The sequence below is a fragment of the Variovorax sp. GW821-FHT09B05 genome (assembly GCF_059418265.1).
In genome coordinates this window covers 35,914-61,640 of sequence record NZ_JBWKPN010000014.1, presented here as the reverse complement: position 1 = coordinate 61,640, position 25,727 = coordinate 35,914, and the positions used below count along the sequence as shown (strand labels likewise).

Annotated in this window: 23 protein-coding genes; 10 read left to right on the top strand and 13 right to left on the bottom strand. The window is 71.9% G+C overall.

Going from position 1 to position 25,727, the window contains the following annotated elements; genetic code table 11:
• The first annotated feature begins 10 nt into the window (after positions 1-10).
• From cysK to AC07RM_RS30105, 5 genes are all read left to right on the top strand, one after another.
• Positions 11-931: a cysteine synthase A gene (cysK, locus tag AC07RM_RS30125; RefSeq protein ID WP_208508927.1), complete on the top strand. Its 921-nt coding sequence runs from the start codon at positions 11-13 to the stop codon at positions 929-931.
• A 96-nt stretch (positions 932-1,027) separates the two neighbouring features.
• Complete coding sequence (locus AC07RM_RS30120; protein ID WP_495336851.1) at positions 1,028-2,674, top strand: NAD(P)/FAD-dependent oxidoreductase; 1,647 nt, start codon at positions 1,028-1,030, stop codon at positions 2,672-2,674.
• Positions 2,675-2,681: 7 nt separating this feature from the next.
• Entirely contained in the window at positions 2,682-3,251 is a 570-nt protein-coding gene (locus tag AC07RM_RS30115; protein ID WP_495336850.1) for a VUT family protein, read from the top strand.
• Positions 3,252-3,274: 23 nt separating this feature from the next.
• Positions 3,275-3,901: a flavin reductase family protein gene (locus AC07RM_RS30110; RefSeq protein ID WP_495336849.1), complete on the top strand. Its 627-nt coding sequence runs from the start codon at positions 3,275-3,277 to the stop codon at positions 3,899-3,901.
• Positions 3,902-3,974: 73 nt separating this feature from the next.
• The gene (locus AC07RM_RS30105) at positions 3,975-4,985 is read left to right on the top strand and encodes a ProQ/FINO family protein (protein WP_495336848.1); all 1,011 of its coding nucleotides are present in this window, start codon (positions 3,975-3,977) and stop codon (positions 4,983-4,985) included.
• An 86-nt stretch (positions 4,986-5,071) separates the two neighbouring features.
• Here AC07RM_RS30105 and htpX read toward each other — a convergent pair whose 3' ends face one another.
• The 4 genes from htpX to pyrC all read right to left on the bottom strand — a co-directional run bounded on the left by htpX (position 5,072) and on the right by pyrC (position 8,907).
• A complete protein-coding gene (gene htpX, locus AC07RM_RS30100; RefSeq protein WP_093355574.1) occupies positions 5,072-5,944 on the bottom strand; it encodes a protease HtpX in 873 nt (290 codons plus the stop codon).
• A gap of 182 nt (positions 5,945-6,126) precedes the next feature.
• Positions 6,127-6,879 carry a DUF3025 domain-containing protein gene (locus AC07RM_RS30095; protein ID WP_495336847.1) on the bottom strand — a complete coding sequence of 251 codons (753 nt, stop codon included), beginning with the start codon at positions 6,877-6,879 and terminating at the stop codon, positions 6,127-6,129.
• Between the two features lie 11 nt (positions 6,880-6,890).
• Positions 6,891-7,739 (bottom strand): NYN domain-containing protein, encoded by an 849-nt coding sequence (locus AC07RM_RS30090; protein WP_495336846.1) that lies wholly within the window; start codon positions 7,737-7,739, stop codon positions 6,891-6,893.
• Positions 7,740-7,875: 136 nt separating this feature from the next.
• The gene (gene pyrC / locus AC07RM_RS30085) at positions 7,876-8,907 is read right to left on the bottom strand and encodes a dihydroorotase (protein ID WP_495336845.1); all 1,032 of its coding nucleotides are present in this window, start codon (positions 8,905-8,907) and stop codon (positions 7,876-7,878) included.
• 165 nt (positions 8,908-9,072) lie between these two features.
• On the opposite strand from pyrC, the gene AC07RM_RS30080 reads away from it, so the two are divergent.
• A complete protein-coding gene (locus AC07RM_RS30080; protein ID WP_495336844.1) occupies positions 9,073-10,899 on the top strand; it encodes an ATP-binding response regulator in 1,827 nt (608 codons plus the stop codon).
• 6 nt (positions 10,900-10,905) lie between these two features.
• Here AC07RM_RS30080 and AC07RM_RS30075 read toward each other — a convergent pair whose 3' ends face one another.
• From AC07RM_RS30075 to AC07RM_RS30055, 5 genes are all read right to left on the bottom strand, one after another.
• Entirely contained in the window at positions 10,906-12,348 is a 1,443-nt protein-coding gene (locus AC07RM_RS30075) for a UdgX family uracil-DNA binding protein (RefSeq protein ID WP_495336843.1), read from the bottom strand.
• A 9-nt stretch (positions 12,349-12,357) separates the two neighbouring features.
• Positions 12,358-13,611 (bottom strand): putative DNA modification/repair radical SAM protein, encoded by a 1,254-nt coding sequence (locus AC07RM_RS30070; RefSeq protein WP_495336842.1) that lies wholly within the window; start codon positions 13,609-13,611, stop codon positions 12,358-12,360.
• Positions 13,612-13,716: 105 nt separating this feature from the next.
• Positions 13,717-14,400, bottom strand: coding sequence for a 4-carboxy-4-hydroxy-2-oxoadipate aldolase/oxaloacetate decarboxylase (gene ligK / locus AC07RM_RS30065; protein ID WP_495336841.1), 684 nt, complete (start codon positions 14,398-14,400; stop codon positions 13,717-13,719).
• The gene (locus AC07RM_RS30060) at positions 14,393-15,463 is read right to left on the bottom strand and encodes an amidohydrolase family protein (RefSeq protein ID WP_495336840.1); all 1,071 of its coding nucleotides are present in this window, start codon (positions 15,461-15,463) and stop codon (positions 14,393-14,395) included. The genes ligK and AC07RM_RS30060 overlap by 8 nt, the downstream gene beginning before the upstream one ends.
• Before the next feature lie 16 nt (positions 15,464-15,479).
• Entirely contained in the window at positions 15,480-16,463 is a 984-nt protein-coding gene (locus tag AC07RM_RS30055; protein WP_093355602.1) for a Bug family tripartite tricarboxylate transporter substrate binding protein, read from the bottom strand.
• A gap of 109 nt (positions 16,464-16,572) precedes the next feature.
• On the opposite strand from AC07RM_RS30055, the gene AC07RM_RS30050 reads away from it, so the two are divergent.
• Positions 16,573-17,346: an IclR family transcriptional regulator gene (locus AC07RM_RS30050; RefSeq protein ID WP_495336839.1), complete on the top strand. Its 774-nt coding sequence runs from the start codon at positions 16,573-16,575 to the stop codon at positions 17,344-17,346.
• Here AC07RM_RS30050 and AC07RM_RS30045 read toward each other — a convergent pair whose 3' ends face one another.
• Genes AC07RM_RS30045 through leuC form a run of 3 tightly spaced genes read right to left on the bottom strand, consistent with a single transcriptional unit; the run spans position 17,347 to position 20,452 of the window.
• A complete protein-coding gene (locus tag AC07RM_RS30045; RefSeq protein WP_495336838.1) occupies positions 17,347-18,375 on the bottom strand; it encodes a tripartite tricarboxylate transporter substrate binding protein in 1,029 nt (342 codons plus the stop codon). It abuts the gene before it with no gap.
• Positions 18,372-19,049, bottom strand: a complete 678-nt coding sequence (gene leuD, locus AC07RM_RS30040) for a 3-isopropylmalate dehydratase small subunit (RefSeq protein ID WP_431511442.1) — start codon at positions 19,047-19,049, stop codon at positions 18,372-18,374. The genes AC07RM_RS30045 and leuD overlap by 4 nt, the downstream gene beginning before the upstream one ends.
• Positions 19,046-20,452, bottom strand: a complete 1,407-nt coding sequence (gene leuC, locus AC07RM_RS30035; protein ID WP_495336837.1) for a 3-isopropylmalate dehydratase large subunit — start codon at positions 20,450-20,452, stop codon at positions 19,046-19,048. The genes leuD and leuC overlap by 4 nt, the downstream gene beginning before the upstream one ends.
• A 114-nt stretch (positions 20,453-20,566) precedes the next feature.
• Between leuC and AC07RM_RS30030 the strand changes: the two genes are divergently transcribed.
• Positions 20,567-21,295 carry a GntR family transcriptional regulator gene (locus tag AC07RM_RS30030; RefSeq protein WP_093355615.1) on the top strand — a complete coding sequence of 243 codons (729 nt, stop codon included), beginning with the start codon at positions 20,567-20,569 and terminating at the stop codon, positions 21,293-21,295.
• Here the strand turns inward: AC07RM_RS30030 and AC07RM_RS30025 are convergent.
• Positions 21,279-22,181 carry a LysR family transcriptional regulator gene (locus tag AC07RM_RS30025; protein ID WP_093355618.1) on the bottom strand — a complete coding sequence of 301 codons (903 nt, stop codon included), beginning with the start codon at positions 22,179-22,181 and terminating at the stop codon, positions 21,279-21,281. The genes AC07RM_RS30030 and AC07RM_RS30025 overlap by 17 nt on opposite strands.
• A gap of 179 nt (positions 22,182-22,360) precedes the next feature.
• On the opposite strand from AC07RM_RS30025, the gene AC07RM_RS30020 reads away from it, so the two are divergent.
• Both AC07RM_RS30020 and AC07RM_RS30015 read left to right on the top strand, forming a co-directional pair.
• Positions 22,361-24,496, top strand: a complete 2,136-nt coding sequence (locus AC07RM_RS30020) for a 3-hydroxyacyl-CoA dehydrogenase NAD-binding domain-containing protein (protein WP_495336836.1) — start codon at positions 22,361-22,363, stop codon at positions 24,494-24,496.
• Positions 24,497-24,526: 30 nt separating this feature from the next.
• On the top strand, positions 24,527-25,717 hold the full coding sequence (locus AC07RM_RS30015; RefSeq protein WP_495336835.1) for an acetyl-CoA C-acyltransferase: 1,191 nt from the start codon (positions 24,527-24,529) through the stop codon (positions 25,715-25,717).
• Positions 25,718-25,727: the final 10 nt, after the last annotated feature.

The window sequence follows — 25,727 nt, the reverse complement described above, 5'->3', positions numbered from 1 at the left end:
AGATCCATCCATGAAGGCCCAGAACATCCTCCAGACCATCGGCAACACGCCGCACGTGCGCATCCAGCGCCTGTTCGGCAACGCGAAGCAGCAGGTCTGGATCAAGGCCGAGCGCGCCAACCCCGGCGGCTCGATCAAGGACCGCATCGCGCTCGCGATGGTGGAGGACGCCGAGAAGAGCGGCGCGCTCAAGCCCGGCGGCACCATCGTCGAGCCCACCTCGGGCAACACCGGCATCGGCCTGGCGATGGTCGCGGCCGTCAAGGGCTACAAGCTGATCCTGGTGATGCCCGACAGCATGTCGGTGGAGCGCCGCCGGCTGATGCTGGCCTACGGCGCCACCTTCGACCTGACGCCGCGCGCGGGCGGCATGAAGGCCTCGATCGCGCGTGCCGAGGAGATCGTGGCGGGCACGCCCGGCGCCTGGATGCCGCAGCAGTTCAACAACCCGGCCAACGTCGAGGTGCACGTGCGCACCACGGCCGAGGAGATCGCGGCCGACTTCCCCGAGGGCATCGACGTGCTGATCACCGGCGTGGGCACCGGCGGCCACATCACCGGCGTGGCGCGCGTGCTCAAGAAGAAGTGGCCGAAGCTGCAGGTGTTCGCGGTCGAGCCCGTGGCATCGCCCGTGATCTCGGGCGGCCAGCCCGCGCCGCACCCGATCCAGGGCATCGGCGCCGGCTTCATCCCGAAGAACCTCGACACCGCGCTGCTCGACGGTGTGCTGCAGGTCGATGCCGAACCCGCGCGCGAGATGGCGCGCCGCTGCGCCACCGAGGAAGGCATGCTGGTGGGCATCTCCTCGGGCGCCACACTGGCGGCCATCGCGCAGAAGCTGCCCTCGCTGCCCGAGAACGCGGTGGTGCTGGGCTTCAACTACGACACGGGCGAGCGCTACCTGTCGGTCGAAGGCTTCCTGCCCGCCTGATCCCCTCGCGCGTTCCCCGTTGCGGCCAGCTATCCCTTTGATAGCGGCCCAACGCGTAAAATCGTCGGCCTGCTTGATAAACACAAGCCCCACGACATGCTGAGAATCTCCGAACTCAAACTTCCGCTCGACCATGCGCCCGAGGCGCTGGCCGCGCTGATCGCCCGCACCCTCGAGGTCCCGCCCGAGGCGATCGCCTCCCACACCGTCTACAAGCGCAGCTTCGATGCGCGCAAGGCCGAGCTGCTGACGGTCTACATCTGCGACGTGGCGCTCGCCGACGCGAAACGCGAGGCCGCGCTGCTCGCCAAGCACGCCGGCCATCCGCACATCCAGCCCGCCCCCGACATGCGCCACACGCTGCCGGCGGACGTGCCCGCGGGCGCGAGCCGCCCGGTGGTGATCGGCTTCGGCCCCTGCGGCATCTTCGCGGCACTGATGCTGGCGCAGATGGGCCTGCGCCCGATCGTGCTGGAGCGCGGCAAGACCGTGCGCCAGCGCACCAAGGACACCTGGGGCCTGTGGCGCAAGAGCGTGCTCAACCCCGAGTCGAACGTGCAGTTCGGCGAGGGCGGCGCCGGCACCTTCTCCGACGGCAAGCTCTACAGCCAGATCAAGGACCCGCGCTTCCTCGGCCGCAAGGTGATGGAGGAGTTCGTGAAGGCCGGCGCGCCGCCCGAGATCCTCTACGTCGCGCATCCGCACATCGGCACCTTCAAGCTGGTGAAGGTGGTGGAGAACATCCGCGAGCAGATCGTGGCGCTCGGCGGCGAGATCCGCTTCGAGCAGCGCGTGACCGACGTGCGCATCGAGGACGGCCAGCTGCGTGGCCTCACCGTGCTCGACCAGGCCACCGGCCAGAGCCACGAGCTGCGCGCCGACCACGTCGTGATGGCGCTCGGCCACAGCTCGCGCGACACCTTCGCGATGCTGCACGAGCGCGGCGTGCACATCGAGGCCAAGCCCTTCTCGATCGGCTTTCGCGTCGAGCATCCGCAGGGCCTGATCGACCGCGCGCGCTGGGGCCGCCATGCGGGCCACCCGATGCTGGGCGCGGCCGACTACAAGCTGGTGCACCACGCGAGCAACGGCCGCTCGGTCTACAGCTTCTGCATGTGCCCGGGCGGCACCGTGGTCGCGGCCACCAGCGAGCCGGGCCGCGTGGTCACCAATGGCATGAGCCAGTACTCGCGCGCCGAGCGCAACGCCAACGCGGGCATCGTGGTGGGCATCGACCCGCGCGACTATCCCGAGGGCCCGCTGGCCGGCATCGCGCTGCAGCGCGCGCTCGAGTCCAATGCCTTCGTGCTCGGCGGCGGCGACTACCGCGCGCCGGGCCAGCTGGTGGGCGACTTCATCGCCGGCAAGCCCTCCACCCAGCTCGGCGAGGTGATGCCCTCGTACAAGCCGGGCGTGACGCCGACCGACCTGCATCGCGCGCTGCCCGACTTCGCGATCGAGGCGATGCGCGAGGCCTTCCCGGCCTTCGGCCGCAAGATCAAGGGCTTCGACCTGCACGACGCGGTGCTCACCGGCGTCGAGACGCGCACCTCCTCGCCGATCCGGATCACGCGCGGCGAGGACTTCCAGAGCCTCAACGTGCGCGGCCTCTACCCGGCCGGCGAGGGCGCGAGCTACGCGGGCGGCATCCTGTCGGCCGGCGTGGACGGCATCAAGGTCGCGGAAGCCGTGGCGCGCGGCCTGCGGGCCGAGGCCGAACGGCAGCGCACCGCCGCCGTCTGAGACCGCCATGACGACGACGCACGACCGCGCTCCCCTCGCCTTCGCTCGACCGGGCCCCGGCGCCTTCGCGCTGGCCATCGGCGCGATGGCGCTGGTGGTGCTCGCCTCCAACATCCTGGTGCAGTTCGCGATCAACGACTGGCTGACCTGGGGTGCCTTCACCTACCCGGTCGCCTACCTCGTGAGCGACCTCGTCAACCGGCGCTTCGGCCCCGGCATGGCGCGCCGCGTGGCCTGGACCGGCTTCGCGGTGGCGGTGGCGGTGTCGCTGCTGCTCGCGCCGGCGCGCATCGCGCTGGCCTCGGGCAGCGCCTTCATCGCCTCGCAGCTGCTCGACATCCGCGTCTTCGACCGCCTGCGCCGCGGCCTCTGGTGGCGCGCGCCGCTGGTGGCCACCGTGGTCGCGGCGGTGCTCGACAGCATCGTGTTCTGGGGCATCGCCTTCGCGGGCACCGACGGCCCCTGGCTCACCTGGGCGCTCGGCGACCTCGGCGTGAAGCTGGCGGTCGGCGTGTTCATGCTGCTGCCGTTCCGCCTGCTGATCGGCCGCCAGGCGATGCGCCCGGCCCTGCGCTGACCCAAGAACCCGGGACCCATTCCATGCAGGACGACGACCGCTTCCATTTCTACGAACCCGCGCGGGGCCACGGCCTGCCGCACGATCCGTTCAACGCGATCGTCGGCCCGCGGCCCATCGGCTGGATCTCCTCGCACGATGCGCGGGGCGTGCTCAACCTCGCGCCCTACAGCTTCTTCAACGGCTTCAACTACACGCCGCCGATCGTCGGCTTCGCGAGCATCACGGCCAAGGACAGCCTGCGCAACATCCGCGAGACCGGCGAGTTCGGCTGGAACCTCGCGACGCGCCCGCTGGCCGAGCCGATGAACCAGAGCTGCGCCGCGGTGCCGCCCGAGGTCGACGAGTTCGCGCTCGCCGGGCTCACGCCCGCGCCCTCGCGCCGCATCGCGGTGCCGCGCGTGGCCGAAAGCCCGGTGTCCTTCGAATGCCGGCTGACGCAGATCGTGCAGCTGCAGGCCGCCGACGGCCGCGCCATCGAGACCTGGCTGGTGCTCGGCGAAGTGGTGGGCGTGCACATCGCGCGCGCGCTGCTGCGCGAGGGCATCTACGACACCGCCGCGGCGCAGCCGATCCTGCGCGGCGGCGGCCCGGCGGACTATTTCGAGATCCGGCACGACAATCTGTTCAAGATGTTCCGGCCCCGCTGACGCGCACCGCGCGCCACGCCACCGACTTCCAACCCCTAATTCCGACTTCGCGCCCCGCGCCGAATCCCGAGCAATGACCGACGCCCCCACCACCGCCCCGAAGACGAATTCGCGCAACAAGCCGCGCGGCCCCCGCCCGGACCTGGCTTCCCAGCTGCAGCAACTGCGCGGCGGTGCCGACGCCGCGCAGGAGCCCGGCGCCGAAGCCGCGCCCGCGGCCGGTGCCCGCCCCGAGGGCCAGGCGCAGCGCGACAACAACCCGCGCCGCAAGCCCCAGCGGCCGCAGCGTGGCCAGGGCCCGCGCGGCCCGCAGGGCGCCGCGCCGCAACGCCAGCCGCAGGCCCAGGCACAGCAGCAGCAACCCGCGCGCCCGCAGCGCAAGGCCAGCCCGGTGCTCGAGCGCCTGTTCGAGCTCTACCCGCAGCTGTTCGGCGCGCGCTTCGTGCCGCTGAAGCTCGGCGTCTACGAGGACCTGCTCGCGCGCCATCCCGAGGACTTCAAGACCGAGGACCTCAAGGTCGCGATGGGCCAGCATGCGCGCTCCACGCGCTACCTCGAGAGCGTGGCCGCCGGCCATCCGCGCCACGACCTCGACGGCAACGCGCTCGACCCGGTCGCGCCCGAGCACGTGCACCACGCCATCCTCGAGCTGCACCGCCGCCGCTCGCAGCGCACCGAGGAGGACCTGCGCCCGCAGCTGGTCACGCGCATCGCGCGCGCGATCGAGAACTCGGGCCTGGACCGCGAGGCCTATGCCGTGCTCGTGCGTTCGCGCGACGAGAAGGCCAATGCCGTGGTCGACGAGGCGCTGGCCGAACTGGCGGCGCAGGCCGCCAAGCGCGAAGCCCTGCTGCGCGCCTTCGAGGCCAGCGGCCGCGGCGAGCAGGAATTCGCCGACATGTACGGCATGAAGCCCGGCGAGGTGACGCGCACGCTGCAGCGCGCACGCAAGGAGCGCGAGGCGCCCGTGGCGGCGCCGGCACCGGTGGTCGCGGCGGAAGCGGAAGCCGAAGCCGTGGCGGCACCGGAAGCCACGCCCGACGCGGCGGCGCCCGCTTCCGAAGCCGCGCCGTCGGCGGACTGAGCGCCCGGCTTGGGCACGGAAGTCCCGCGCCCCAAAAAAAAGCCGCCACCCGAAGGTGGCGGCTCGATGTCCGGATGAGACCGTGCTCAGCGCGCGTTCTGCAGCGCGGCGATGCGCTCCTCGATCGGCGGGTGGGTGGCGAACAGCTTGCCCATGGCGCCGGTGATGCCCATGGCCTCGACCGCCTTCGGCAGTTCGCCGGCCGGCAGGCCGCCCAGGCGCGCGAGCGCGTTGACCATCGGCTGGCGGTTGCCCATCAGCGCGGCGGCGCCGGCGTCGGCGCGGAACTCGCGCTGGCGCGAGAACCAGGCCACCACGATCGCGGCGGCGAAGCCCAGCACGATGTCGAGCACGATGGTGCTCACGTAATAGCCGATGCCGGGGCCCGAGGAACGGTCGTCGCCGCGGCGCAGGAAGCTGTCGACCGCGTAGCCGATCACGCGCGAGAGGAACACGACGAAGGTGTTCATCACGCCCTGGATCAGCGTCATCGTGACCATGTCGCCGTTGGCGATGTGCGCCACCTCGTGACCGATCACGGCCTCGACCTCCTCGCGCGTCATGTTCTGCAGCAGGCCGGTGGACACCGCCACCAGCGAGGAGTTCTTGAACGCGCCGGTCGCGAAGGCATTGGGCTCGCCCTCGAAGATGCCGACCTCGGGCATGCCGATGCCGGCCTTGTCGGCGAACTTGCGCACCGTGCCGACGATCCAGGCCTCGTCGGGCGACTGGGGGTTGTCGATCATGCGCAGGCCGGCGGTCCACTTGGCCATCGGCTTGCTGATCAGCAGCGAGATGATCGCGCCGCCGAAGCCCATGATCAGCGCGAAGCCGAGCAGGGCCGTGAGGTTCAGCCCGTTGGCCGTGAGGAAGCGATTGACGCCGAGCAGGCTGGCGACCACGCCGAGCACCGCGACGACCATCACATTGGTCAGGACGAACAGAAGGATACGTTTCAAGTTGAATTCTCCGTGGGGGAACGCTGCCGACCAGATGAGGGCCTTGCGGCCCGCTTCAAGCCGTTCCTGCCGCGTTCGCCTCCCTGCCTGGGTTGTTGTTGGTTCTGGAAGAAGGCGTCGCGCGCGGCCGTGCGGCGGCAGGCGGGTAGACAGATGATAGGAGCAAAAGTTCTAGCCACCCGCTATCCGGGCCCCGCCGCGGGGGATTCGGCGGCGCTCCGCGCGGGGCGGAAGACCTGGGCGTCGGCATAGAAATCGGGCGCCTCGTTGCCGGCCCACCAGCCCGGCACGCCGAGCACCGGCAGCGGCACGAAGGGCTTGGTGGCGAGCCAGGCGGGGTCGAGGCGACGCGCGAGCGCCTCGTCGTCCAGCCCGTCGATGCCTTCGGTCAGCAGCACATGCGCCGTGGCGGCCTTGCGCGGCGCCACCAGCTTCTCGAGCAGCGCATGGCCGAACACGCGCAGCCGCGCCTGCGCCCACAGCCCGCGCCGCGCGCCGAACAGCGCCGGCCAGTCGCGCGCGATCAGCGCGCGCCACAGTTCGGGCGGCGCCTCGAGCAGCGCGCCGTTCTCGTCGAACAGCGTGAGCGCGTCGCGCAGCGGCCCGCGCGTGGCGCCGACGCCGGCGCGCTCGATCTCCGTGGCCTGCAGTTCGTTGAGACGGCGCTTGGCCCGCGGAAAGGCACGCCACACGAGGCCGTTGAAGAAGTCGTGCAGGTTGTCGCGCGTGGGCACGGTGCCGGTCTCGAAGACGTGGGCCTCGTAGGCCCGGCCCGCGGGCAGCGCGTGCTGCGGCACGAAGGCCGGCGGCCCCGCGCCCCGAAGCGCCTGCGCCACCGGCAGGCCCTGCGCGATGGCGCCGGCCGCCGCCTCGCCCTGCGCGCGGTAGGGCGCGAGCCAGGGGCGGGTCCAGTCGATCGCGGCCGTGCCCGCCATCACCGGCAGGATCAGGCGGCGTCCGCGCCCGTCCAGCGGATGCGGTCGGGATGCTGCGTGAGCTTGAACTCGGCCGTGAGCTTGTCGAACAGCTTGAGCGAGCTGCCGTTCTTGCCGAGCAGGCCCGCGGCGCGCAGCGCCTTCGCCACCTCGTTGAGCGGCACGTCGGTGCCGGCGCGCAGCGCGGGCGCGGCACGCAGCACGAATTCGGCGGCCTCGGAGGTCTCGGGCGCGCGCGCCGGTGCGGGCGCGGGCGCGGGCGGCACCGGCACGGCGGCCGCGACCGCGGGCGCCGCGGCCTTCGCCACCTTCTTGGCGGCGGTCTTCCTCGCGGTCTTGGCAGCGGCCTTCTTCGCCGGCGCCTTCTTGGCCGGCGCGGTCTTCGCGGCAGCCTTCTTCGCCGCCGTCTTCTTCGCGGGCACCGTGCGCGCGGCCGGCGCCACGCCGTGGTGCGCGAGGTCCATGAAGCTGTCGTAGATGCCGACCGTCTCCTCGCCCGTCTTGCCCTGCTGGCCGATGCCGCAGACGCGGCAGCCCTTCTCGCGCAACCGGATCACCAGCGGCGCGAAGTCGGAATCGGAGGACACCAGCACCACCACGTCGGGCCGCTCGGCGATCGCGAGGTCGATCGCGTCGACCGACAGCGCGATGTCGGTGCTGTTCTTCCCGGCCGAGAGATTGACCATCGGCCGCACCGACAGCCGCTTGAACAGCGCCTGCCGGTTCACGGCCATCTCGGCATTGCAGTAGGCGCGGCGCACGTGGATGGCGCCGTATTCGTCCATCGTGCGCTGCACGGCCTGCTCGATCACATCGGCCGAGACATTGTCGGCGTCGATCAGCAGCATCACGCGAGGCATTGGTTCTCCCCCAGGCTACGCGCACTTCGTGTCGCTTCGCCAACCCCCTCACCGGGGGCAACACCAACGGCCCGGCAAAGCCGGTTCCGTGGTGTTTCTGGACTGGATCGCGCCAACTGATCGAGTGATGGAGCCATCATGAAAGTTTCCAGTTCAGGGTTTCGCCGCCGCGCAGCGGCTTGAGCGTGGCATCGCCATAAGGCACGGTCTCGGGCACGGTCCAGCTCTCGCGCTTGAGCGTGACGGTGTCGGCATGGCGCGGCAGGCCGTAGAAGTCGGGGCCGTGGAAGCTCGCGAAGCCCTCGAGCTTGTCGAGCGCGTTGGCGTTGTCGAAGGCCTCGGCATAGAGCTCGATGGCGGTCAGCGCGGTGTAGCAGCCGGCGCAGCCCAGCGCGTGTTCCTTCAGGTGCGCGGGATGCGGCGCGCTGTCGGTGCCGAGGAAGAAGCGGTCGCTGCCGCTGGTGGCGGCCTCGACCAGCGCCACGCGATGGGTCTCGCGCTTGAGCACCGGCAGGCAGTAGTAATGCGGGCGGATGCCGCCGGTGAAGATGGCGTTGCGGTTGTACAGCAGGTGGTGCGCGGTGATGGTGGCGGCCGTGAAGCGGTCGGCGTCGCGCACGTAGTGGGCGCCCTCCTTCGTGGTCAGGTGCTCGAACACCACCTTGAGCTCGGGGAAGTCGCGGCGCAGCGGGATCATCACGCGGTCGACGAACACGGCCTCGCGGTCGAACAGGTCGATCGCGGGATCGGTGACCTCGCCGTGCACCAGCAGCAAGAGGCCGTGCTTCTGCATCGCCTCGAGCGTCTTGTAGGTCTTGCGGATGTCGGTCACGCCGGCATCGCTGTTGGTGGTGGCGCCGGCCGGGTAGAGCTTGAGCGCGCGCACGCCGGCCTCGGCCGCCAGCGCGATTTCCTCGGGCGGCAGCTTGTCGGTCAGGTAGAGCGACATCACGGGCTCGAAGGCGCTGCCCGCGGGCACGGCGGCGCGGATGCGGTCGCGGTAGGCCACGGCCTGGGCGGCGGTGGTCACGGGGGGACGCAGGTTCGGCATGATCAGCGCGCGGCCGAACTGGCGCGCGCTGTGGGGCACGACGGCTTCGAGGGCGGCGCCATCGCGCACGTGCAGGTGCCAGTCGTCGGGGCGGGTGATCGTGAGGGTGTCAGTCATGGCGCGGCGATTGTCGCACCCGCCCTCGCGGCCACCGCGCGACCGCCGCCGGGCATGACTTTGGGCACTTACGGCGACGCGGGGCTGCCGCCTAGGATGCGGCGATGAGCCGCTCGGTCCGCGAAACCGGGACGGAGGAACCACCTCGCGGGGAGAGACAGGCCGATGAACGACACGACGCCGGGACCGCTGGCGCAGGACGGCACGCTCGCGCTGCGCGTGCTGCGCGAGCACCTGGCCTCGGTCTACGCCGGCCACACCACGGCGATCGCGGCGCACGGCGTCTTCGCGCTCGCGATCGGCGTGTTCGGCTACTTCAACGTGCTGCCCGGGCACCGCGCGCTGGTGCTGGGCATCGTCACGACCATCGTGCTGATGGACCTGTACGTGCTGCTGTCCAAGCGCTGGACGCCCGCGGTGCCGCTGGCCGACAGCCCGCGCTGGGCGCGCCGCTACACCATCCACGTCACGCTGGTCAGCGCGATGACCGCGCCGTGCAGCCTGTTCCTGGTGGCGCTGCAGAGCCCCGCGATGACCACCTTCGTGACGGTCGTGATCATGGGCAGCTGGACCCGCGCGGTGCAGGCGCGCTGGCCGCTCAAGGGCGCGATGTTCGGCTACGGCATCCCGATGATGAGCGGGCTGATCGTCGCGCTGGCCTGGTACGGCAGCATGCTGAACTGGTTCCTCGCCGGCTTCGCGCTGCTCAACCTGGTGCTCACGCTGCGCGAGGGCGTGAAGCAGAACGAGCGCCTGACGGCCTCGCTGATGCTGCAGTTCGAGAACGAGGCGCTGGCCGCCCAGCTGCGCGAGCAGGTCGCGGCCACCGAGCGCGCGAGCGCCGAGAAGACCCGCTTCCTGGCCGCCGCCAGCCACGACCTGCGCCAGCCCATGCATGCGATCGCGCTGTTCGGCGCGGCGCTGGGCAGCACGCTGCGCCGGCGGCCCGAGATCCAGAACGTGGAGCGGCTGATGCGCGCGGTCGATGCGCTGGGCGCCTCGCTCGACACCATGCTCGACATCTCGCGCCTCGACGCGGGCGTGGTCCAGGCGGCGCCGCGCGCGCTGTCGCTCGATGCCCTGCTGATCCCGCTGCACCACACCTTCTCGGCGCAGGCCGAGCGCAAGCGGCTGCAGCTGCGCGTGCGCGCCAGCGGCCTGTGGATCCACAGCGATCCGCAGCTGCTCTACCGCATGCTGTCGAACCTGGTCGACAACGCGCTCAAGTACACGACGCAGGGCGGCGTCACGGTGATCGCGCGCCCGCGCGGCGACCAGGCATGGATCGAGGTGCGCGACACCGGCATCGGCATCGCGCCCGAGCAGCGCGACCGCATCTTCGAGGAGTTCTACCAGGTCGACAACCTCGGGCGCGACCGCTCGCGCGGCCTGGGCATCGGCCTGTCGATCGTGCAGCGGCTCTCGCGCCTGCTCGGCCACCGCATCGAGCTGCGCTCGCACATCGGGCGCGGCACGCGCTTTCGGGTCGTGCTGCCGCTGGCCGAAGCCTCGGAAGCCTCGGCGGGCGCCTTCAGTCCGCTGGACCTCGAGCTGCCGGTGCGCCAGCGCTTCGAGGTGCCGGCGCTGCGCGGCCGCGTGCTGCTGATCGACGACGAGGAGGAGATCCGCAAGGCCATGACCGAGCTCATGAGCGCCTACGGCATCGAGGTCGCGGCGGTGGCCGACGAGGCCGAGGCGGTGGCGCTGCTGACCGGGCCCGAGGCGCAGGACCCGCCGGTCGCGCTGCTGCTGTGCGACTACCGGCTGTCGAGCGGCGTCGACGGGCTCGAGCTCGGCCTGCGCCTGCGCGAACGCTTCCGGCTCGACGCGCCGATGCTGCTGATCACCGGCGAGACCGCGCCCGAGCGGCTGCAGCGCGTGCGCGCCTCGGGCGTGCCGGTGCTGTTCAAGCCCGTGACCGCGGCCATGCTGATGCAGGCCATGGCCGAGCTGGTGCCGGCCGAGCGCCGCGCGGAAGCTTCCGGCGCCTGATCCCCTTCAGGCCACGGGTGCCGTGTCGCGCGCGCGAGCCAACTCATCGCGCCAGCGCGCATGGGCCGACTCGCGCTCCTCGTCGGGCAGCCGCAGCAGCGCCGACGGATGCAGCGTCACGAACACCGGCCGCCCGTCCGCGCGCTCGTGCAGCCAGGCGCCGCGCTCGGCCTGCACCGCCACCGGCCGGCCCAGCAGCGCGCGCGCCGCCGTGGCGCCGAGCGCGACCAGCGACTGCGGCCGCACCAGCGCGATCTCGGCATCGAGCCAATGCGCGCAGGCCTCGGCCTCGCGCTGACCCGGCGTCTTGTGGATGCGCCGCTTGCCGCGCAGCTCGTACTTGAAGTGCTTCACCGCATTGGCGAGGTAGACGCCCTTGCGCGCCCAGCCGAGCTGCGCCATCGCGCGCTCGAGCAGCTGACCGGCTGGGCCGACGAAGGGCCGGCCCGCGAGGTCCTCCTGGTCGCCCGGCTGCTCGCCGACCAGCATGTGGCGCGGCGCGAGCGGCCCCTCGCCGCACACGGCCTGGGTGGCCTGCGCGCCGATCGGGCAGGCGCGGCAGGCATGGGCGGCCGCGCGCAGTTCGCCGAGGTCGGCCGGCGCCACGCCCTCGGCAGGCCGCGCGTGCAGTGCCACCGGCGCGCGGATGCGCCGCGCGGGCGTGGCCGGCGCCTCGATCATCGACTGGCTGCGCACGTCGGCCGCGTCGGCCAGCGGCTGGATCAGCGCGGCCTCGGGCAGGTTGTGCCAGTAGCGGCGCGGCATCTCGCGCTGCATGGTCGCGAACTTGAGCCGCGCGGGATTGAAGATGTGGGCGTAGTAGGTGAGCCAGAGCTGCTCGCCCGCATCGGGCGGCGGCTTCTCGCGGCGGTCGGCGCCCGCGCGGAACGACAGCGCATGGCCGTCCCATTCGACGCAGCGCTCGGGCGTGAGGATGGCCCAGCGCATCTGCGCGAAGCGGCGCGCGAAGAAGTCGGCATTGGCCTCGACGATGCGGTGCTCGGGCTCGAACCACGCGACATGGCGCTCGAGCCCGTCGTCGTCCGTGACCTGCGTGAAGCGCACGAAGGCGCGCATCTTGTGGATGTCGCGGTGCACGGCCTTGGCCATGCGCTGCGCCCGCATCATGTCGGCGTCGAGCGGATCGTGGCGCAGCGCGGGTTCGTGCGCGAGGCGCCAGAGCAGGCGGTAGAGCAGCGCGAAGCGCTGGGGATCGCGGTGCAGGATCACGTCGGCGCACAGCGCGACGAAGGCCGCGGGCACGGGCTGCAGCGCCGCGGTCGACGGCGCGATCGCCTGCTCGGGCGCATCGCCGAACAGGCCTTCCCCGCCATCGGGCCGCGCCACGCCCCACTCGACCCGCTCGGGCGGCACGCCATCGGCCAGCAGTTGCCGCGCGCGGCGACGGAAACCGTCGAGGTCGACCGCGTCGTCGAGCCGCACCTGCATCGCGATGGCTCAGAACAGCGAGGCCTGCTGCGCCGGCTCGGCGCGCGCGGAAGCCGCCATCGCACCGGCCGCGGGCCGGTGCCCGTCGGCCACCACGAAGGGCAGCACCTTGCGCGCGGGCACGTGCAGCCGCCGCAGGTCGTCGGCGCGCACGCGGCGCACGCGCCGCGCCTGCAGCAGCCGCTCGACCGCCTTCACGCCCAGGCCCGGCACGCGCAGCAGCAGCTCGCGCGGCGCATGGTTGAGGTCGACCGGGAAGCGCTCCGCATGCGCGAGCGCCCAGGCCATCTTGGGATCGACGTCGAGCCGCAGCAGGCCGTCGCGCTCGGCCACGATCTCGCCGTGCTCGAAGCCGTAGAAGCGCATCAGCCAGTCGGCCTGGTAGAGCCGGTGCTCGCGCAGCAGCGGCGGCGCGGCCAGCGGCAGCGCGCGCGCCGCGTCGGGGATCGGGCTGAAGGCCGAGTAGTAGACGCGGCGCAGCCGGTAGGCGCCGTAGAGCGTGGCGCTGGTCGCGAGGATGGCGCGGTCGTCGGTGGCGTCGGCGCCCACGATCATCTGCGTGCTCTGGCCCGCGGGCGCGAACGGCGGCGGCTTGGCGGCCACGGGCGTCGCGCCCGGCAGCGCGCGGATCGGCACCACGCGGCGCGCCTCCTCGCGCGTGTCGTCGATCTGCAAACGCAGCCGCGCCATCGAGCGGCGGATCGCGCTCTCGTCCTTCTCGGGCGCCAGCGCCTGCAAGCCCTCGGTGGTCGGCATCTCGACGTTGATGCTGAGCCGGTCGGCATAGCGGCCGGCGCGCGCGATCAGCTCGTCGCTGGCATCGGGAATGGTCTTGAGATGGATGTAGCCGCGGAAGTCGTGGTCCTCGCGCAGCGAGCGCGCGACCTCGACCACCTGCTCCATCGTGTGGTCGGGCGACTTGACGATGCCGCTCGAGAGGAACAGCCCCTCGATGCAGTTGCGGCGGTAGAAGTCGAGCGTGAGCTGCACCACCTCCTCGGCGCGGAAACGCGCGCGCGGCACGTTGCTCGAGGCGCGGTTCACGCAGTAGAGGCAGTCGTACTGGCAGTGGTTGGTCAGCAGCACCTTGAGCAGCGAGATGCAGCGGCCGTCGGGCGCATAGCTGTGGCAGATGCCCATGCCCTCGGTCGAGCCGATGCCGCGCCCGCCCACCGAGTCGCGCGGCTGCGAGCCGCTCGACGCGCAGGAGGCGTCGTACTTGGCGGCATCGGCCAGGATGGCGAGCTTGTGCTGGAGGTCCATGGGGTGGGCGGAGAACACTGTACGTTTATACAGATGTTAACCGTCCCGTCGCCCCGATGGCCCTGCGGCCATGCGCGCGGGTCGGGCATTGCCCGCCGCGCCCTTTCAGTCGATGTAGCGCAGCCCCGCCGCCGCCAGCGCCGGCCGCATGTCGTACATGTCGAGCCCGAGCACGCCGCTCGCGAGCTTCTCGCGCTTGGCGCTTTCCAGCGACTCGCGCTGGCGCGCCTTCTCGAGCGTGGCCGCGGCCATCGCGCGCGGCACGCAGACCACGCCGTCGTCGTCGGCCACGATCGCGTCGCCGGGCTGCACCGACATGCCGGCGCAGACCACGGGGATGTTGACCGAGCCCAGCGTGGCCTTCACGCAGCCCTTGCTGCTGATGGCCTTGCTCCAGACCGCAAAGCCCATCTGCTGCAGGGTGCGCACGTCGCGCACGCCGCCGTCGATCACCAGCGCGCGCGCGCCGCGGGCCTGGAAGCTGGTGGCCAGCAGGTCGCCGAAGAAGCCGTCGCTGCTCGGCGCGGTGACGGCCGCCACCACGATGTCGCCGGGGCGGATCTGCTCGGCCGCGACGTGCAGCATCCAGTTGTCGCCCGGATGCAGCAGCACGGTGACGGCGCTGCCGCTGACCTGCGCGCCCGGGTAGATCGGCCGCATGTACGGCGCGAGCAGGCCGACCCGGCCCATGGCCTCGTGCACCGTGGCCGAGCCCAGGGCCGCGAGGGCGTCGACGACCTGCGCGTCGGCGCGTTCGATGTGGCGATGGACGACGCCGAGTTCATGCATGGCGGGCTCCTTGCGTGGCATGTGATTGGGGATCGAACCGCTGGCCGCGCGCGTTCAGCTGTGCATCGAGCCGCGGAAAGACGCGGCGCGCATTGCCTTCGTAGACCTGCGCGCGCTGCTCGGCGCTCAGCGCGGCGGCTTCGATGTAGCGCCGCGTGTCGTCGTAGAAGTGGCCGGTCTCGGGATCGATGCCGCGCACGGCGCCGATCATCTCGGAGGCGAACAGGATGTTCTCGGCCGGGATCACGCGCGCGAGCAGGTCGATGCCCGGCTGGTGGTAGACGCAGGTGTCGAAGAACAGGTTCTTCAGCAGGTGCTGCGCGAGCGGCGGCTTCTTCATCTCCTGCGCCAGCCCGCGAAAGCGCCCCCAGTGGTAGGGCGCGGCGCCGCCGCCGTGCGGAATCACGAAGCGCAAGGTGGGGAAGTCGGCGAACAGATCGCCCTGGATGCACTGCATCACGGCCGTGGTGTCGGCATTGAGGTAGTGCGCGCCCGTGGTGTGGAAGCAGGCGTTGCAGCTGGTGCTCACGTGGATCATGGCCGGCACGTCGAGCTCGACCATCTTCTCGTAGAGCGGATACCAGTGGCGGTCGGTCAGCGGCGGGCTGTTCCAGAAGCCGCCCGAGGGATCGGGGTTGAGGTTGACGCCGACGAAGCCGTAGTCGCGCACGCAGCGCTCGAGCTCGGCGATGCACGAGGCGACCGGCACGCCCGGCGATTGCGGCAGCATGGCCGCGCCCGCGAAGCGCTCGGGAAACATCGCGCTCACGCGGTGGCACAGCTCGTTGCAGATCGCGGCCCAGGTCGAGGACACGGCGAAGTCGCCGACGTGGTGGGCCATGAAGCTCGCGCGCGGGCTGAAGATGGTGAGGTCGATGCCGCGCTCGTCCATCAGCCGCAGCTGGTTGCCTTCGATGGATTCGCGCAGTTCGTCGTCGCCGATGCGCAGCTCGGACGCGGCCGGCGCGGGCCGCCCCGCGCCGAAGGCCTCGACCTGGCGCCGGCGCCAGGCCTCGAGCGCGGCCGGCGCGGTGGTGTAGTGGCCGTGGCAGTCGATGATCATGAAGTCGACGCCGTGCTCAGTCGGCCTTGATGTCGGCCGCGCGGATCACCTGTTCCCACTTGGCCGATTCGCTCTTGAGGAAGGCCGCGGCCTCCTGCGGGCTCGAGGGCGTGATGACCGCGCCGAGCGCACCCAGCTTCTCGCGCGTGCCGGCATCGGCCAGCGCCTTGCGCGTTTCGGCATTGAGCTTGGCGACCACCTCGGGCGCGGTGCCGGCCGGCGCGAGCAGCGTCCACCAGACGCTGGCGTCGAAGTTCGGCAGGCCGGCCTCGGCCATGGTGGGCACGTTCGGCAGCATCGGCGCGCGCTGGGCGCCGCTGACCGCCAGCGCGCGCAGCCGGCCCGACTGGATATGCGGCAGCACCTCGAGTGGGTTCAGCAGCATGAACGAGGTGCGCCCGGCGATCAGGTCGACCAGCGCGGGCGAGCCGCCCTTGTAGGCCACGTGCAGCGCATCGAACTTGCCGACCGAGGCCAGCAGCGCGCCGGCCAGGTGGCCCGAGCTGCCGTTGCCGGCCGAGCCGTAGCTCATGTCGCCGGGCTTGGCGCGCGCGGCCGCGAGCAGCTCGGGCACGCTCTTGTAGGGCGCGCTGGCCGGCACCACCAGCACCAGCGGCGCATAGCCCAGGCGCGCCACCGCGACGAAGTCGCGCAGGCCGTTGAACGACAGCTTGGGATAGAGCGTGTTGTTGGTCACCACGCCGTTGGCCGCCACCAGCAGCGAGTAGCCATCGGGCGCCGAGCGCGCGACGTTCTCGGTGCCGATGTTGGCGTTGGCGCCGGGCCGGTTGTCGACGATCACCGGCTGGCCCATCTGCGTCGACAGCCGCTCGCCGACCACGCGGCCCACGGTGTCGACCGCGCCGCCGGCCGCGAAGGGCACGACCAGGCGGATCGGCTTGCTCGGATACGGCGCCTGCGCGAGCGCCAGCGAGGGCGCGGCGAGGCAGGCCAGGAAGAGCGCGCCAAGGCGGCGGCGCAGCGGGGCGGTGGATGTCATGAGCGGGTCTCCTGCGGATGTTCGAAGCGATGGGGCCCAGCGCCCCGGGAAAGCCGCGAGCCTAGGATTCGCATCGCGGCCGCACAATGCCGTTCCACTCCGCGAAACGATGGCCTCCTCCGCACGCGCTCCCACCCGCACCGCCAAGCCCGTGCCGCGCGCCGAGGGCGTGACCGCGGTGGCGCGTTCGCTCGCCATCCTCGATGCCTTCGGCACCGCCGACGCGCAGCTCGCGCTGGCCGAGATCGCGCGCCGCACCGCGCTCGCCAAGCCCACCGCGCTGCGGCTCGCGCGCACGCTGGCCGCGGCCGGCTACCTGGTGGCGCTCGAGGGCGGCGCCTGGCGCCTGGGCCCGGCGGCCGCGCGGCTGGGCGCGCGCTACCAGCGCGCCTTCGACCTGCGCAACGTGATCGAACCGGCCCTGCAGCAACTGGCCGAGCAAACCGGCCACAGCGCTTCCTTCTTCGCGCTCGAGGAAGGCCAGCGCGTGCGCCTGCTGCGCGTGCGCGGCGCCGACGGCTTCGTGAGCCCGAGCCGCGTCGGCGAGCCGCTGCCGCTCGAGCGCGGCGCGGCCGGCCAGGTGATCCTCGCGTTCTCGGGCGCGCCGGGCGCCGCGCTCGACGCGATCCGCCAGCGCGGTCATCACCTGACCGTGGGCGAGGCCGACGCGGCCGCCGCGAGCGTGGCCGCGCCGGTGTTCGCCGCGCGCGGCACGGTGCTGGGCGCGCTCAGCGTGGCGGTGCCGGCCGATGCGGCCGCGGCCGACGAGCTCGCGCGCCATGCGGCCACGCTGATGGAAGCGGCGCGCAGGTTGTCGGATGCGCTCGCGGCCACGCGCTACGAGCCGCTGGAAGGCCGGGCGCGCAGCCAGTGGCACCCTTAACTAGTCAGCCTTCACGCCCGCGGCCTTCACCACCGGCGCCCACTTCACGATCTCGCTGCGGATCGTCGCCTCGAACTCGGACGCGCTCGAGCCCACGGGCTCGACGCTGAGTTCGGCCAGGCGCTGGCGCACCTCGGGCAGCTGGATCACCTTGACGATGTCGCCCGAGAGCTTGGCCGCGATCGGCGCGGGCAGGCCGCGCGGCGCGACGAAGCCGAACAGGCTCTCGAGCGAATAGCCGGGGATGGTCTCGCCGACGGTCGGATAGTCGGGATAGATGCGGCTGCGCTTCGCATTGGTCACGGCCAGCACCTTGAGCTTGCCGGCCTTCACGTGCGGCAGCGCCGAGTCGAGCAGCACGAAGCCCACCTGCACGCGGCCGCTCAGCAGGTCGTTGTACGCGGGCGCGCTGCCGTTGTAGGGGATGTGGACCATGCCGGTCTCGGCGCGCACGTTCATCATCTCGCCCGCCAGGTGGGTGGCGGTGCCGATGCCCAGCGAGGCGTAGCTGACCGACCCCGGCTTGGCGCGCGCCTTCGCGATCAGCCCGGCCACGTCGTTGGCGGGGAACGAGGGAATGGCGACCAGCGCGATCACCGGGAAGCCCAGCAGGCTCAGCGGCGTGAAGTCCCTGGTGGCGTCGTAGGGCAGGTCGTTGCGCAGCGAGGGATTGATGGTGAAGGCGCTGATGACGATGCCGAAGGTGTAGCCGTCGGCCGGCGCCCGCGCGATGGCCTGGGTGCCGACGATGGTGCCGGCGCCGGGCTTGTTGTCGACGATCACGCTCTGGCGCCAGAGCTCGCCGAGCTTCTGCCCGAGCAGGCGGCCGATGACGTCGGTGGCGCCGCCCGGCGGCAGCGGGATCACCATCTTCACGGGATGCGAGGGGAAGGCGGAAGCGGGCTCCTGCGCCAGCGCGCGCAGCGGCAGCGCGCCGCTGGCGGCGAGGGCGGCGCCGGCGCGCAGCAGGCCGCGGCGGGTGGCCCGAGCGGCCACGGGCGGCAGGCGCGGGGGTTGTTCGGACGTCACGGTGTCTCCTTATGGGTATGGGGGGCGGGGTCGTTGGTGAGGCTCGGGCGCCGGGCGCCGTCGAGGTGCAGCCAGGGATGCAGCGCCCTGTCGCGGCGCTGGAAGGCGTCGATCTCGGCGCTGCGCGCGAGCGTGAGCTCGAGGTCGTCGAGGCCGCGCAGCAGCCCCTCGCGGCGCCGCGGCGGCAGGGCGAAGGGCAGCGTCGGCAGGCCCTCGCGCCGCACGGTGCAGGCCTGCAGGTCGACCGTGAGCACGGCATCGGCGCCCTCGGCCACGGCGCGCGCGAGCACCTCCACCTGCGCGCGCGGCAGGCGCACCGGCAGCAGGCCGTTCTGGAAGCAGTTGCCCTGGAAGATGTCGCCGAAGCTCGGCGCGACGATGCAGCGGATGCCCAGCGCCATCAGCGCCCACACCGCGCCTTCGCGCGAGCTGCCGCAGCCGAAGTTGTCGCCCGCCAGCAGGATGCCCGCGCCGCGGTAGCGCGGCTGGTTTAGCACGCAGGCCGGGTCCTCGCTGCCGTCGGCGCGAAAGCGCAGCGCGGCCAGCGCATGGGGGCCGAGCTCCTCGCGCGGCACGCCGCCGAACAGCGGCTCGACGCGCACGATCAGGTCGGTGTCGATGTTGTCGCGCCAGAGCGGCGCGGCGGTGGCGGTGAGCACGCCGAACGGGGTCATGGCCGGGCCTTCATTTCGCGCGGATCGACCAGGCAGCCCGCGATGGCCGAAGCGGCCGCGAGCTGCGGGCTCGCGAGATGGGTGCGCGCGCCCGGGCCCTGGCGGCCGACGAAGTTGCGGTTCGAGGTCGACACCACGCGCAGGCCCGGCGGCACGGCCTCGCCGTTGGCCGCCACGCACAGCGAGCAGCCCGACTCGCGCCATTCGAAGCCGGCGTCGAGGAACACCTGCGCCAGCCCTTCGGCCTCGGCCTCGCGCTTGACCAGCTCCGAGCCCGGCACGATCCAGGCGCGCACGCCGCTCGCCACGCGCCGGCCGCGCACGGTCTCGGCCGCGAGCCGCAGGTCGGAGATGCGCGCGTTGGTGCACGAGCCGATGAACACCCAGTCCACCGGCGTGCCCGCGATCGCATCGCCGGCGCGCAGGCCCATGTAGTCGAGCGCGGCCTGCCGCGCGGCGCGCTGCGCCGGATCGCTGGCCGCGGCCGGATCGGGAATGCGCGCGTCGATGCCGATGGTGTCCTGCGGGCTCGTGCCCCAGGTGACCTGCGGCACGACCTCCGACACGTCGATGCAGACCTCGCGGTCGAACACGGCGTCGTCGTCGCTGCGCAAGGTGGCCCATTGCGCCGCCGCCTGATCCCACTGCGCGCCGCTGGGCGCGAACGGGCGGCCGCGCACGTAGGCCAGCGTGCGCGCGTCGGGCGCGACGATGCCGAAGCGCCCGCCCATCTCCACCGACAGGTTGCACACCGTCATGCGCGCCTCGATGTCGAGCGCGTCGATGGCCGCTCCCGCGTACTCGACCGCGCAACCCGAGGCCCCGGTGGCACCGAGCCGGCCGATGGCATGCAGGATCAGGTCCTTCGCGCTGGTGCCCGCGGGCAGCGTGCCCTCGAAGCGGATGCGCATCTGGCGCGGGCGCTGCAGCACGATGGTCTGGGTCGCGGCCACGTGCTGGAACTCGGTGGCGCCGATGCCGAAGGCCAGCGCGCCGAGCGCGCCGTGGGTGCAGGTGTGGCTGTCGCTGCAGACCACCGAGGCGCCCGGCAGCGTGAGCCCGAGCTCGGGCCCGACCACGTGCACGATGCCCTGCCCCGGCTGGCCGACGTCGAACAGGCGGATGCCCTGCAGCCGCGTCTCGTGGCGCAGGTCGGCCAGGTAGCGGATGGCGTTGGGCGTGTGGCCCTCGCGGCCCGGCGCGGTCGACACCGTGTGGTCGGGCATCGCGAAGGTCAGCTCGGGATGGCGCACCGGCAGCCCGCGCCGACGCAGCGCGGCCAGCGCCTTGCTGCCGGGATCGCTGACCAGGTGGCGGTCGACATGCAGCAGCGAGAAGCCGCCGCCCAGGTCGGACACCACGTGGGCGTCCCATATCTTCTCGAAGAGCGTGCGGCCGGGCATGCGGGGGTCTCTGGACGTTGGCTGTCGTGGGTGTCGTTCGGTCCTATTGTATTGACATCAATACTTTTAGCCAACGCCCCGGTCCACCCCGTCATCGACCGCTAAGATTTGCCCATGGACCTCAACAGGCAGCCCGGCGTGGCACTGCATCACCAGATCTCGACGCTGATCGAGGACATGGTCGCCAGCGGGCGGCTGCGCGACGGCGACCAGCTCCCCACCGAGGAGGAGCTGCGCGCGCAGTACGGCGTCTCGCGCGTCACGGTGCGGCGCGCGCTGCAGTCGCTGGAGGAACGCGGCCTGCTCAAGCGCCAGCGCGGCCGCGGCACCTACGTGTCGGCGCCGTTGCGCTCGGCGCCGCTGCCGATGCCGATGGAGTCCTTCCTCGCCACCATGGCCGAACGCCGCTCGCGCAGCAAGCCGTCGGTCAAGGAGTTCGGCTTCGTGCCCGCGCCCGCCGACGTGGCCACCGCGCTGCGGCTGGAGGAAGGCACGCCGGTGCTCCAGGTGGTGCGGCTGCGCAGCACCGGGCGGCTGCCGATCCTGCACAGCATCGTCCACCTCATCGAGGACGTGGGCCGGCGCTTCGTGCGGGCCGATTTCTCGCGGCTGTCGTTGACCGAGCTGCTGCAGGGCCAGGGCATCCGCTACGGCCGCATCGAGATGCTCACGCGCGCCACGCTGGCCGACGCACCGCTGGCCGCGCTGCTCGGCGTGCCGATGGCCTCGGCGCTGGTCGACGTGCTGCGCATCGGCCACGACGAGGCCGACCGGCCCTTCGAGTTCCAGCGCCTGCGCGGCCCCTCGGACCGCTTCCACTCGCACGTCACGATCCGGGGCTGACCTCGCGCACGCGCTCCAGCGTGTAGTCGATGAAGGTGCGGATCGCGCGCGTGTGCTGGCGGTTCGGCATGTAGAGCATGAACATCTGGGTGCCGAAGATCGACAGCCGCCAGTCGTCGAGCGTGGTCAGCACCTCGCCGCGGCGCACGTCCTCGGCCACCACGTAGTCGGGCACCAGCCCGATGCCCAGGCCCGCGAGGATGGCCTGGCGCAGGAACAGGAAGTTCTCCGAGATCAGGGTCGGCTCGAGCACCACCTCGCGCCGGATCTCGCCCTGGTAGGCCGACACGCGCAGTTGCCGCCCGATGACCGCGGCCGTGACCACCGGCGCGCCGTGCAGCCCGTCAAGCTGCACCGGCAGCGGATGCTGCGCCGCGTAGTCGCGCGAGGCGCAGGCCACGTAGCGCACCGGGCCCATCGCGCGCGCCACCAGGTTCTGCGGCGGCTCGGGGATCACGCGGATCGCGATGTCGACCTCGTCGCGCAGCAGGTCCTCGATGCGGTTCTCGAACACCACGTCGAGCACGATGCCCGGGTAGCGGCGCTTGAAGTCGATCAGCCAGTCGGCCATGACCAGTTGCCCGTAGCCGCTGGGCACGCTCAGCCGCACCTGGCCCTGCAGCCCCTCGCCCAGCGTCGTGACCGATTCGCGCGCCGCGCGGAGCTCGCCCTGGATCGCGACGCCGTGCTGGTACAGGCGCAGGCCGATCTCGGTCGGCTCGGCGCGCCGGGTGGTGCGCCGCACCAGCTGCGCGCCGACCGAGCGCTCGAGCTGGTTCAGGTGGTAGCTGACGTTGGCCCGGGTCATCTTGAGCCGCCGCGCGGCCGCGCTCAGGTTGCCGGCATCGATGATTTCGACCAGCAGGGTCAGCGATTGGAGGTCCATGACCGGATTTTGTCAAAAATCCTTTGACAGTCTGTCAACCGACTATGCAATTGTCAAAACCGGGATGGGTGCAAAGAATGCGGGGTTCACCCCAGGACCCTCGCCGCCCGCGGAAGGGGGTTCGACCTCCCCAGAGCCTCGCGCCGCTCCGGCGCGTCACCGAGACAAGCGACACGCACATGGCCACCCCGACCTCCAGCCCCTCCACGTCCTCCGGTCCCGTCGCCTTCGAGCGCCAGGGCGACGTCTTCGTCGTGACCATCGACAACCCGCCCGTCAACGCCCTGGGCGTGGACGTGCGCCGCGGCCTCGTGGCCGCCATCGACGCGGCCGAGGCCGACGCCGCGGCCAAGGCCGTGCTGATCGTCGGCGCGGGCCGCAACTTCATCGCCGGCGCCGACATCCGCGAGTTCGGCAAGGCGCCGCAGCCGCCCTCGCTGCCCGAGGCCTGCCTGAAGATCGAGAACTGCAGCAAGCCCGTGATCGCCGCCATCCATGGCGCCGCGCTCGGCGGCGGCCTCGAGGTGGCGCTGTCGGCCCACTACCGCCTGGCCTCGCCCACCGCCAAGCTGGGCCTGCCCGAAGTCGCGCTGGGCCTGTTGCCCGGCTCGGGCGGCACGCAGCGCGCGCCGCGCCTGATCGGCGTGAAGCCCGCCATCGAGTTGATGCTCAGCGGCCGCCACGCGCTCGCGAAGGAAGCACTGTCGCTGGGCCTGGTCGACCGCCTCGGCAGCGACGCCGACGCGCGCGCCGATGGCCTGGCCTATGCCAACGAACTGATCGCCGCCAACGCCCCGGTGCGCCGCACGCGCGAGGCCGGCGCGCTGGCCGACCAGGAAGCCAGCCGCGCCGCCCTCGAGGCCGCGCGCGCCGATACCGCCAAGAAGAGCCGCGGCCTGTTCTCGCCGATGAAGATCGTCGAGGCGGTCGAGGGCGCGCTCACGCTGCCCTTCGACGAAGGCATGGCGCTCGAGCGCAAGCTGTTCCTGCAATGCATCGACAGCCCGCAGCGCGCGGGCCTGATCCACGCCTTCTTCGCCGAGCGCGAAGTGCTCAAGGCGCCCGAGACCCGCTCCGCCAGCCCGCGGCCGCTGGCGTCGGCCGGCATCGTCGGCGGCGGCACCATGGGCGCGGGCATCGCGGTGGCGATGCTCGACGCCGGCCTGCCCGTGACCATGATCGAGCGCGACGACACCCAGCTCGCGCGCGGCCGCGCCAACGTCGAGAAGGTCTACGACGGCCTGATCGCCAAGGGCCGCATCACGCCCGAGGCCAAGGCCGCCGTGATGGCGCGCTTCTCGGGCTCCACCTCGTACGACGCGCTCGCCGACGTCGACATCGTGGTCGAGGCCGTGTTCGAGGACATGGGCGTGAAGAAGGCCGTGTTCGCCGAGCTCGACCGCGTCTGCAAGCAGGGCGCGGTGCTGGCCACCAACACCTCCTACCTCGACATCGACGAGATCGCCGCCAGCATCTCGCGGCCGCAGGACGTGGTGGGCCTGCACTTCTTCTCGCCGGCCAACATCATGAAGCTGCTCGAGATCGTGGTGCCCGCCAAGGTGCGCGCCGACGTGGTCGCCACCGGCTTCGAGCTCGCGAAGAAGCTCAAGAAGGTGCCGGTGCGCGCGGGCGTGTGCGACGGCTTCATCGGCAACCGCATCCTGGCCGTGTACCGCCAGGCCGCCGATCACATGATGGAGGACGGCGCCTCGCCCTACGAGATCGACGCCGCCGTGCGCAACTTCGGCTACCCGATGGGCCCGTTCCAGGTCTCGGACCTCGCGGGCGGCGACATCGGCTGGGCCACACGCAAGCGCAAGGCCGCCACGCGCGACCCGCAGGCGCGCTACGTGCAGGTGGCCGATCGCATCTGCGAGCGCGGCTGGTTCGGCCAGAAGACGCAGCGCGGCTACTACCTCTATCCCGAAGGCGCGCGCACCGGCCAGCCCGACCCCGAGGTGCTCGCGATCATCGACGCCGAACGCGAACGCGCGGGCGTCACGCCACGCGCCTTCACCGAGGAGGAAATCATGCGCCGCTACATGGCCGCGATGATCAACGAGGGCGCCAACGTCGTGCTGCAGCGCATCGCGCTGCGCCCGCTCGACGTCGACGTGACCTTCCTCTACGGCTACGGCTTCCCGCGCCACCGCGGCGGCCCGATGAAGTACGCCGACATGGTGGGCCTGCCCAAGGTGCTGGCCGACATCCAGGAGTTCGCGAAGGAAGACCCGATCTTCTGGAAGCCGTCGCCGCTGCTGGTGCAGCTGGTCGAGCGCGGCGCCGACTTCGCGAGCCTCAACCAATCCGAGTAATCACAGAGCCAGCCTCCAGGAGACATCCCCATGCGTGAAGCCGTCATCGTTTCCACCGCCCGCACCCCGCTCACCAAGGCGCACCGCGGCGAATTCAACATCACCCCCGGCCCCACGCTGGCGGCCTTCGCGGTCAAGGCCGCGGTCGAGCGCTCGGGCCTCGACCCGGCGCTGATCGAGGACGCCATCCTCGGCTGCGGCTATCCCGAGGGCACCACGGGCCGCAACATCGCGCGCCAGGCCATCGTGCGCGCGGGCCTGCCGATCTCGATCGCCGGCACCACCGTCAACCGCTTCTGCGCCTCGGGCCTGCAGGCGATCGCGATGGCCGCGGGCCGCATCGTGGTGGACGGCGCGCCGGCCATGATCGCGGGCGGCGTGGAAAGCATCTCGCAGATCCGCAGCCGCAGCGCCACCGACAGCGGCGACAACGGCATGGACCCGTGGATCGTCGAGCACAAGCCCGCGCTCTACATGGCGATGATCGAGACCGCCGACATCGTGGCCCAGCGCTACAACATCAGCCGCGAGGCGCAGGACCGCTTCTCGGCCGAGAGCCAGCGCCGCACCGAGGAAGCGCAGCTCGCCGGCCGCTACAAGGACGAGATCGTCGCCTGCACCACTACCATGGCGGTGACCGACAAGGAGACCAAGGAGGTCACGCACCGCGAGGTCACGGCCACCGAGGACAACTGCAACCGCCGCGGCACCACCTACGAGGCGCTGGCCAAGCTCAAGCCCGTGATGGGCGACGACAAGTTCATCACCGCGGGCAATGCCTCGCAGCTCTCCGATGGCGCCTCGGCCTGCGTGCTGATGGAAGCCAAGGACGCCGAACGCGCCAACATCAAGCCGCTGGGCGCCTTCCGCGGCCTCGTGGTCGCGGGCTGCGAGCCCGACGAGATGGGCATCGGCCCGGTGTTCGCCGTGCCCAAGCTGCTCGCGCGCCACGGCCTCAAGGTCGAGGACATCGACCTGTGGGAACTCAACGAAGCCTTCGCCTCGCAGTCGATCTACTGCCAGGACCGGCTGGGCATTCCCTCGGAACGCCTCAACGTCAACGGCGGCGCGATCTCCATCGGCCACCCCTTCGGCATGACCGGCGCGCGCCTCGCGGGCCACGTGCTGATCGAAGGCAAGCGCCGCGGCGCCAAGTACGCCGTGGTCACGATGTGCATCGCCGGCGGCATGGGCGCGGCCGGCTTGTTCGAAATCTATTGAGGAGCGCGCG

Bases quoted from the DNA above. Each gene is read 5' to 3' on its own strand.
- cysK (WP_208508927.1), top strand. From the start codon at position 11: ATGAAGGCCCAGAACATCCTCCAGACCATCGGCAACACGCCGCACGTG.
- AC07RM_RS30120 (WP_495336851.1), top strand. From the start codon at position 1,028: ATGCTGAGAATCTCCGAACTCAAACTTCCGCTCGACCATGCGCCCGAG.
- AC07RM_RS30115 (WP_495336850.1), top strand. From the start codon at position 2,682: ATGACGACGACGCACGACCGCGCTCCCCTCGCCTTCGCTCGACCGGGC.
- AC07RM_RS30110 (WP_495336849.1), top strand. From the start codon at position 3,275: ATGCAGGACGACGACCGCTTCCATTTCTACGAACCCGCGCGGGGCCAC.
- AC07RM_RS30105 (WP_495336848.1), top strand. From the start codon at position 3,975: ATGACCGACGCCCCCACCACCGCCCCGAAGACGAATTCGCGCAACAAG.
- AC07RM_RS30095 (WP_495336847.1), bottom strand. From the start codon at position 6,879: ATGGCGGGCACGGCCGCGATCGACTGGACCCGCCCCTGGCTCGCGCCC.
- AC07RM_RS30090 (WP_495336846.1), bottom strand. From the start codon at position 7,739: ATGCCTCGCGTGATGCTGCTGATCGACGCCGACAATGTCTCGGCCGAT.
- pyrC (WP_495336845.1), bottom strand. From the start codon at position 8,907: ATGACTGACACCCTCACGATCACCCGCCCCGACGACTGGCACCTGCAC.
- AC07RM_RS30080 (WP_495336844.1), top strand. From the start codon at position 9,073: ATGAACGACACGACGCCGGGACCGCTGGCGCAGGACGGCACGCTCGCG.
- AC07RM_RS30075 (WP_495336843.1), bottom strand. From the start codon at position 12,348: ATGCAGGTGCGGCTCGACGACGCGGTCGACCTCGACGGTTTCCGTCGC.
- AC07RM_RS30070 (WP_495336842.1), bottom strand. From the start codon at position 13,611: ATGGACCTCCAGCACAAGCTCGCCATCCTGGCCGATGCCGCCAAGTAC.
- ligK (WP_495336841.1), bottom strand. From the start codon at position 14,400: ATGCATGAACTCGGCGTCGTCCATCGCCACATCGAACGCGCCGACGCG.
- AC07RM_RS30060 (WP_495336840.1), bottom strand. From the start codon at position 15,463: ATGATCATCGACTGCCACGGCCACTACACCACCGCGCCGGCCGCGCTC.
- AC07RM_RS30055 (WP_093355602.1), bottom strand. From the start codon at position 16,463: ATGACATCCACCGCCCCGCTGCGCCGCCGCCTTGGCGCGCTCTTCCTG.
- AC07RM_RS30050 (WP_495336839.1), top strand. From the start codon at position 16,573: ATGGCCTCCTCCGCACGCGCTCCCACCCGCACCGCCAAGCCCGTGCCG.
- leuD (WP_431511442.1), bottom strand. From the start codon at position 19,049: ATGACCCCGTTCGGCGTGCTCACCGCCACCGCCGCGCCGCTCTGGCGC.
- leuC (WP_495336837.1), bottom strand. From the start codon at position 20,452: ATGCCCGGCCGCACGCTCTTCGAGAAGATATGGGACGCCCACGTGGTG.
- AC07RM_RS30030 (WP_093355615.1), top strand. From the start codon at position 20,567: ATGGACCTCAACAGGCAGCCCGGCGTGGCACTGCATCACCAGATCTCG.
- AC07RM_RS30025 (WP_093355618.1), bottom strand. From the start codon at position 22,181: ATGGACCTCCAATCGCTGACCCTGCTGGTCGAAATCATCGATGCCGGC.
- AC07RM_RS30020 (WP_495336836.1), top strand. From the start codon at position 22,361: ATGGCCACCCCGACCTCCAGCCCCTCCACGTCCTCCGGTCCCGTCGCC.
- AC07RM_RS30015 (WP_495336835.1), top strand. From the start codon at position 24,527: ATGCGTGAAGCCGTCATCGTTTCCACCGCCCGCACCCCGCTCACCAAG.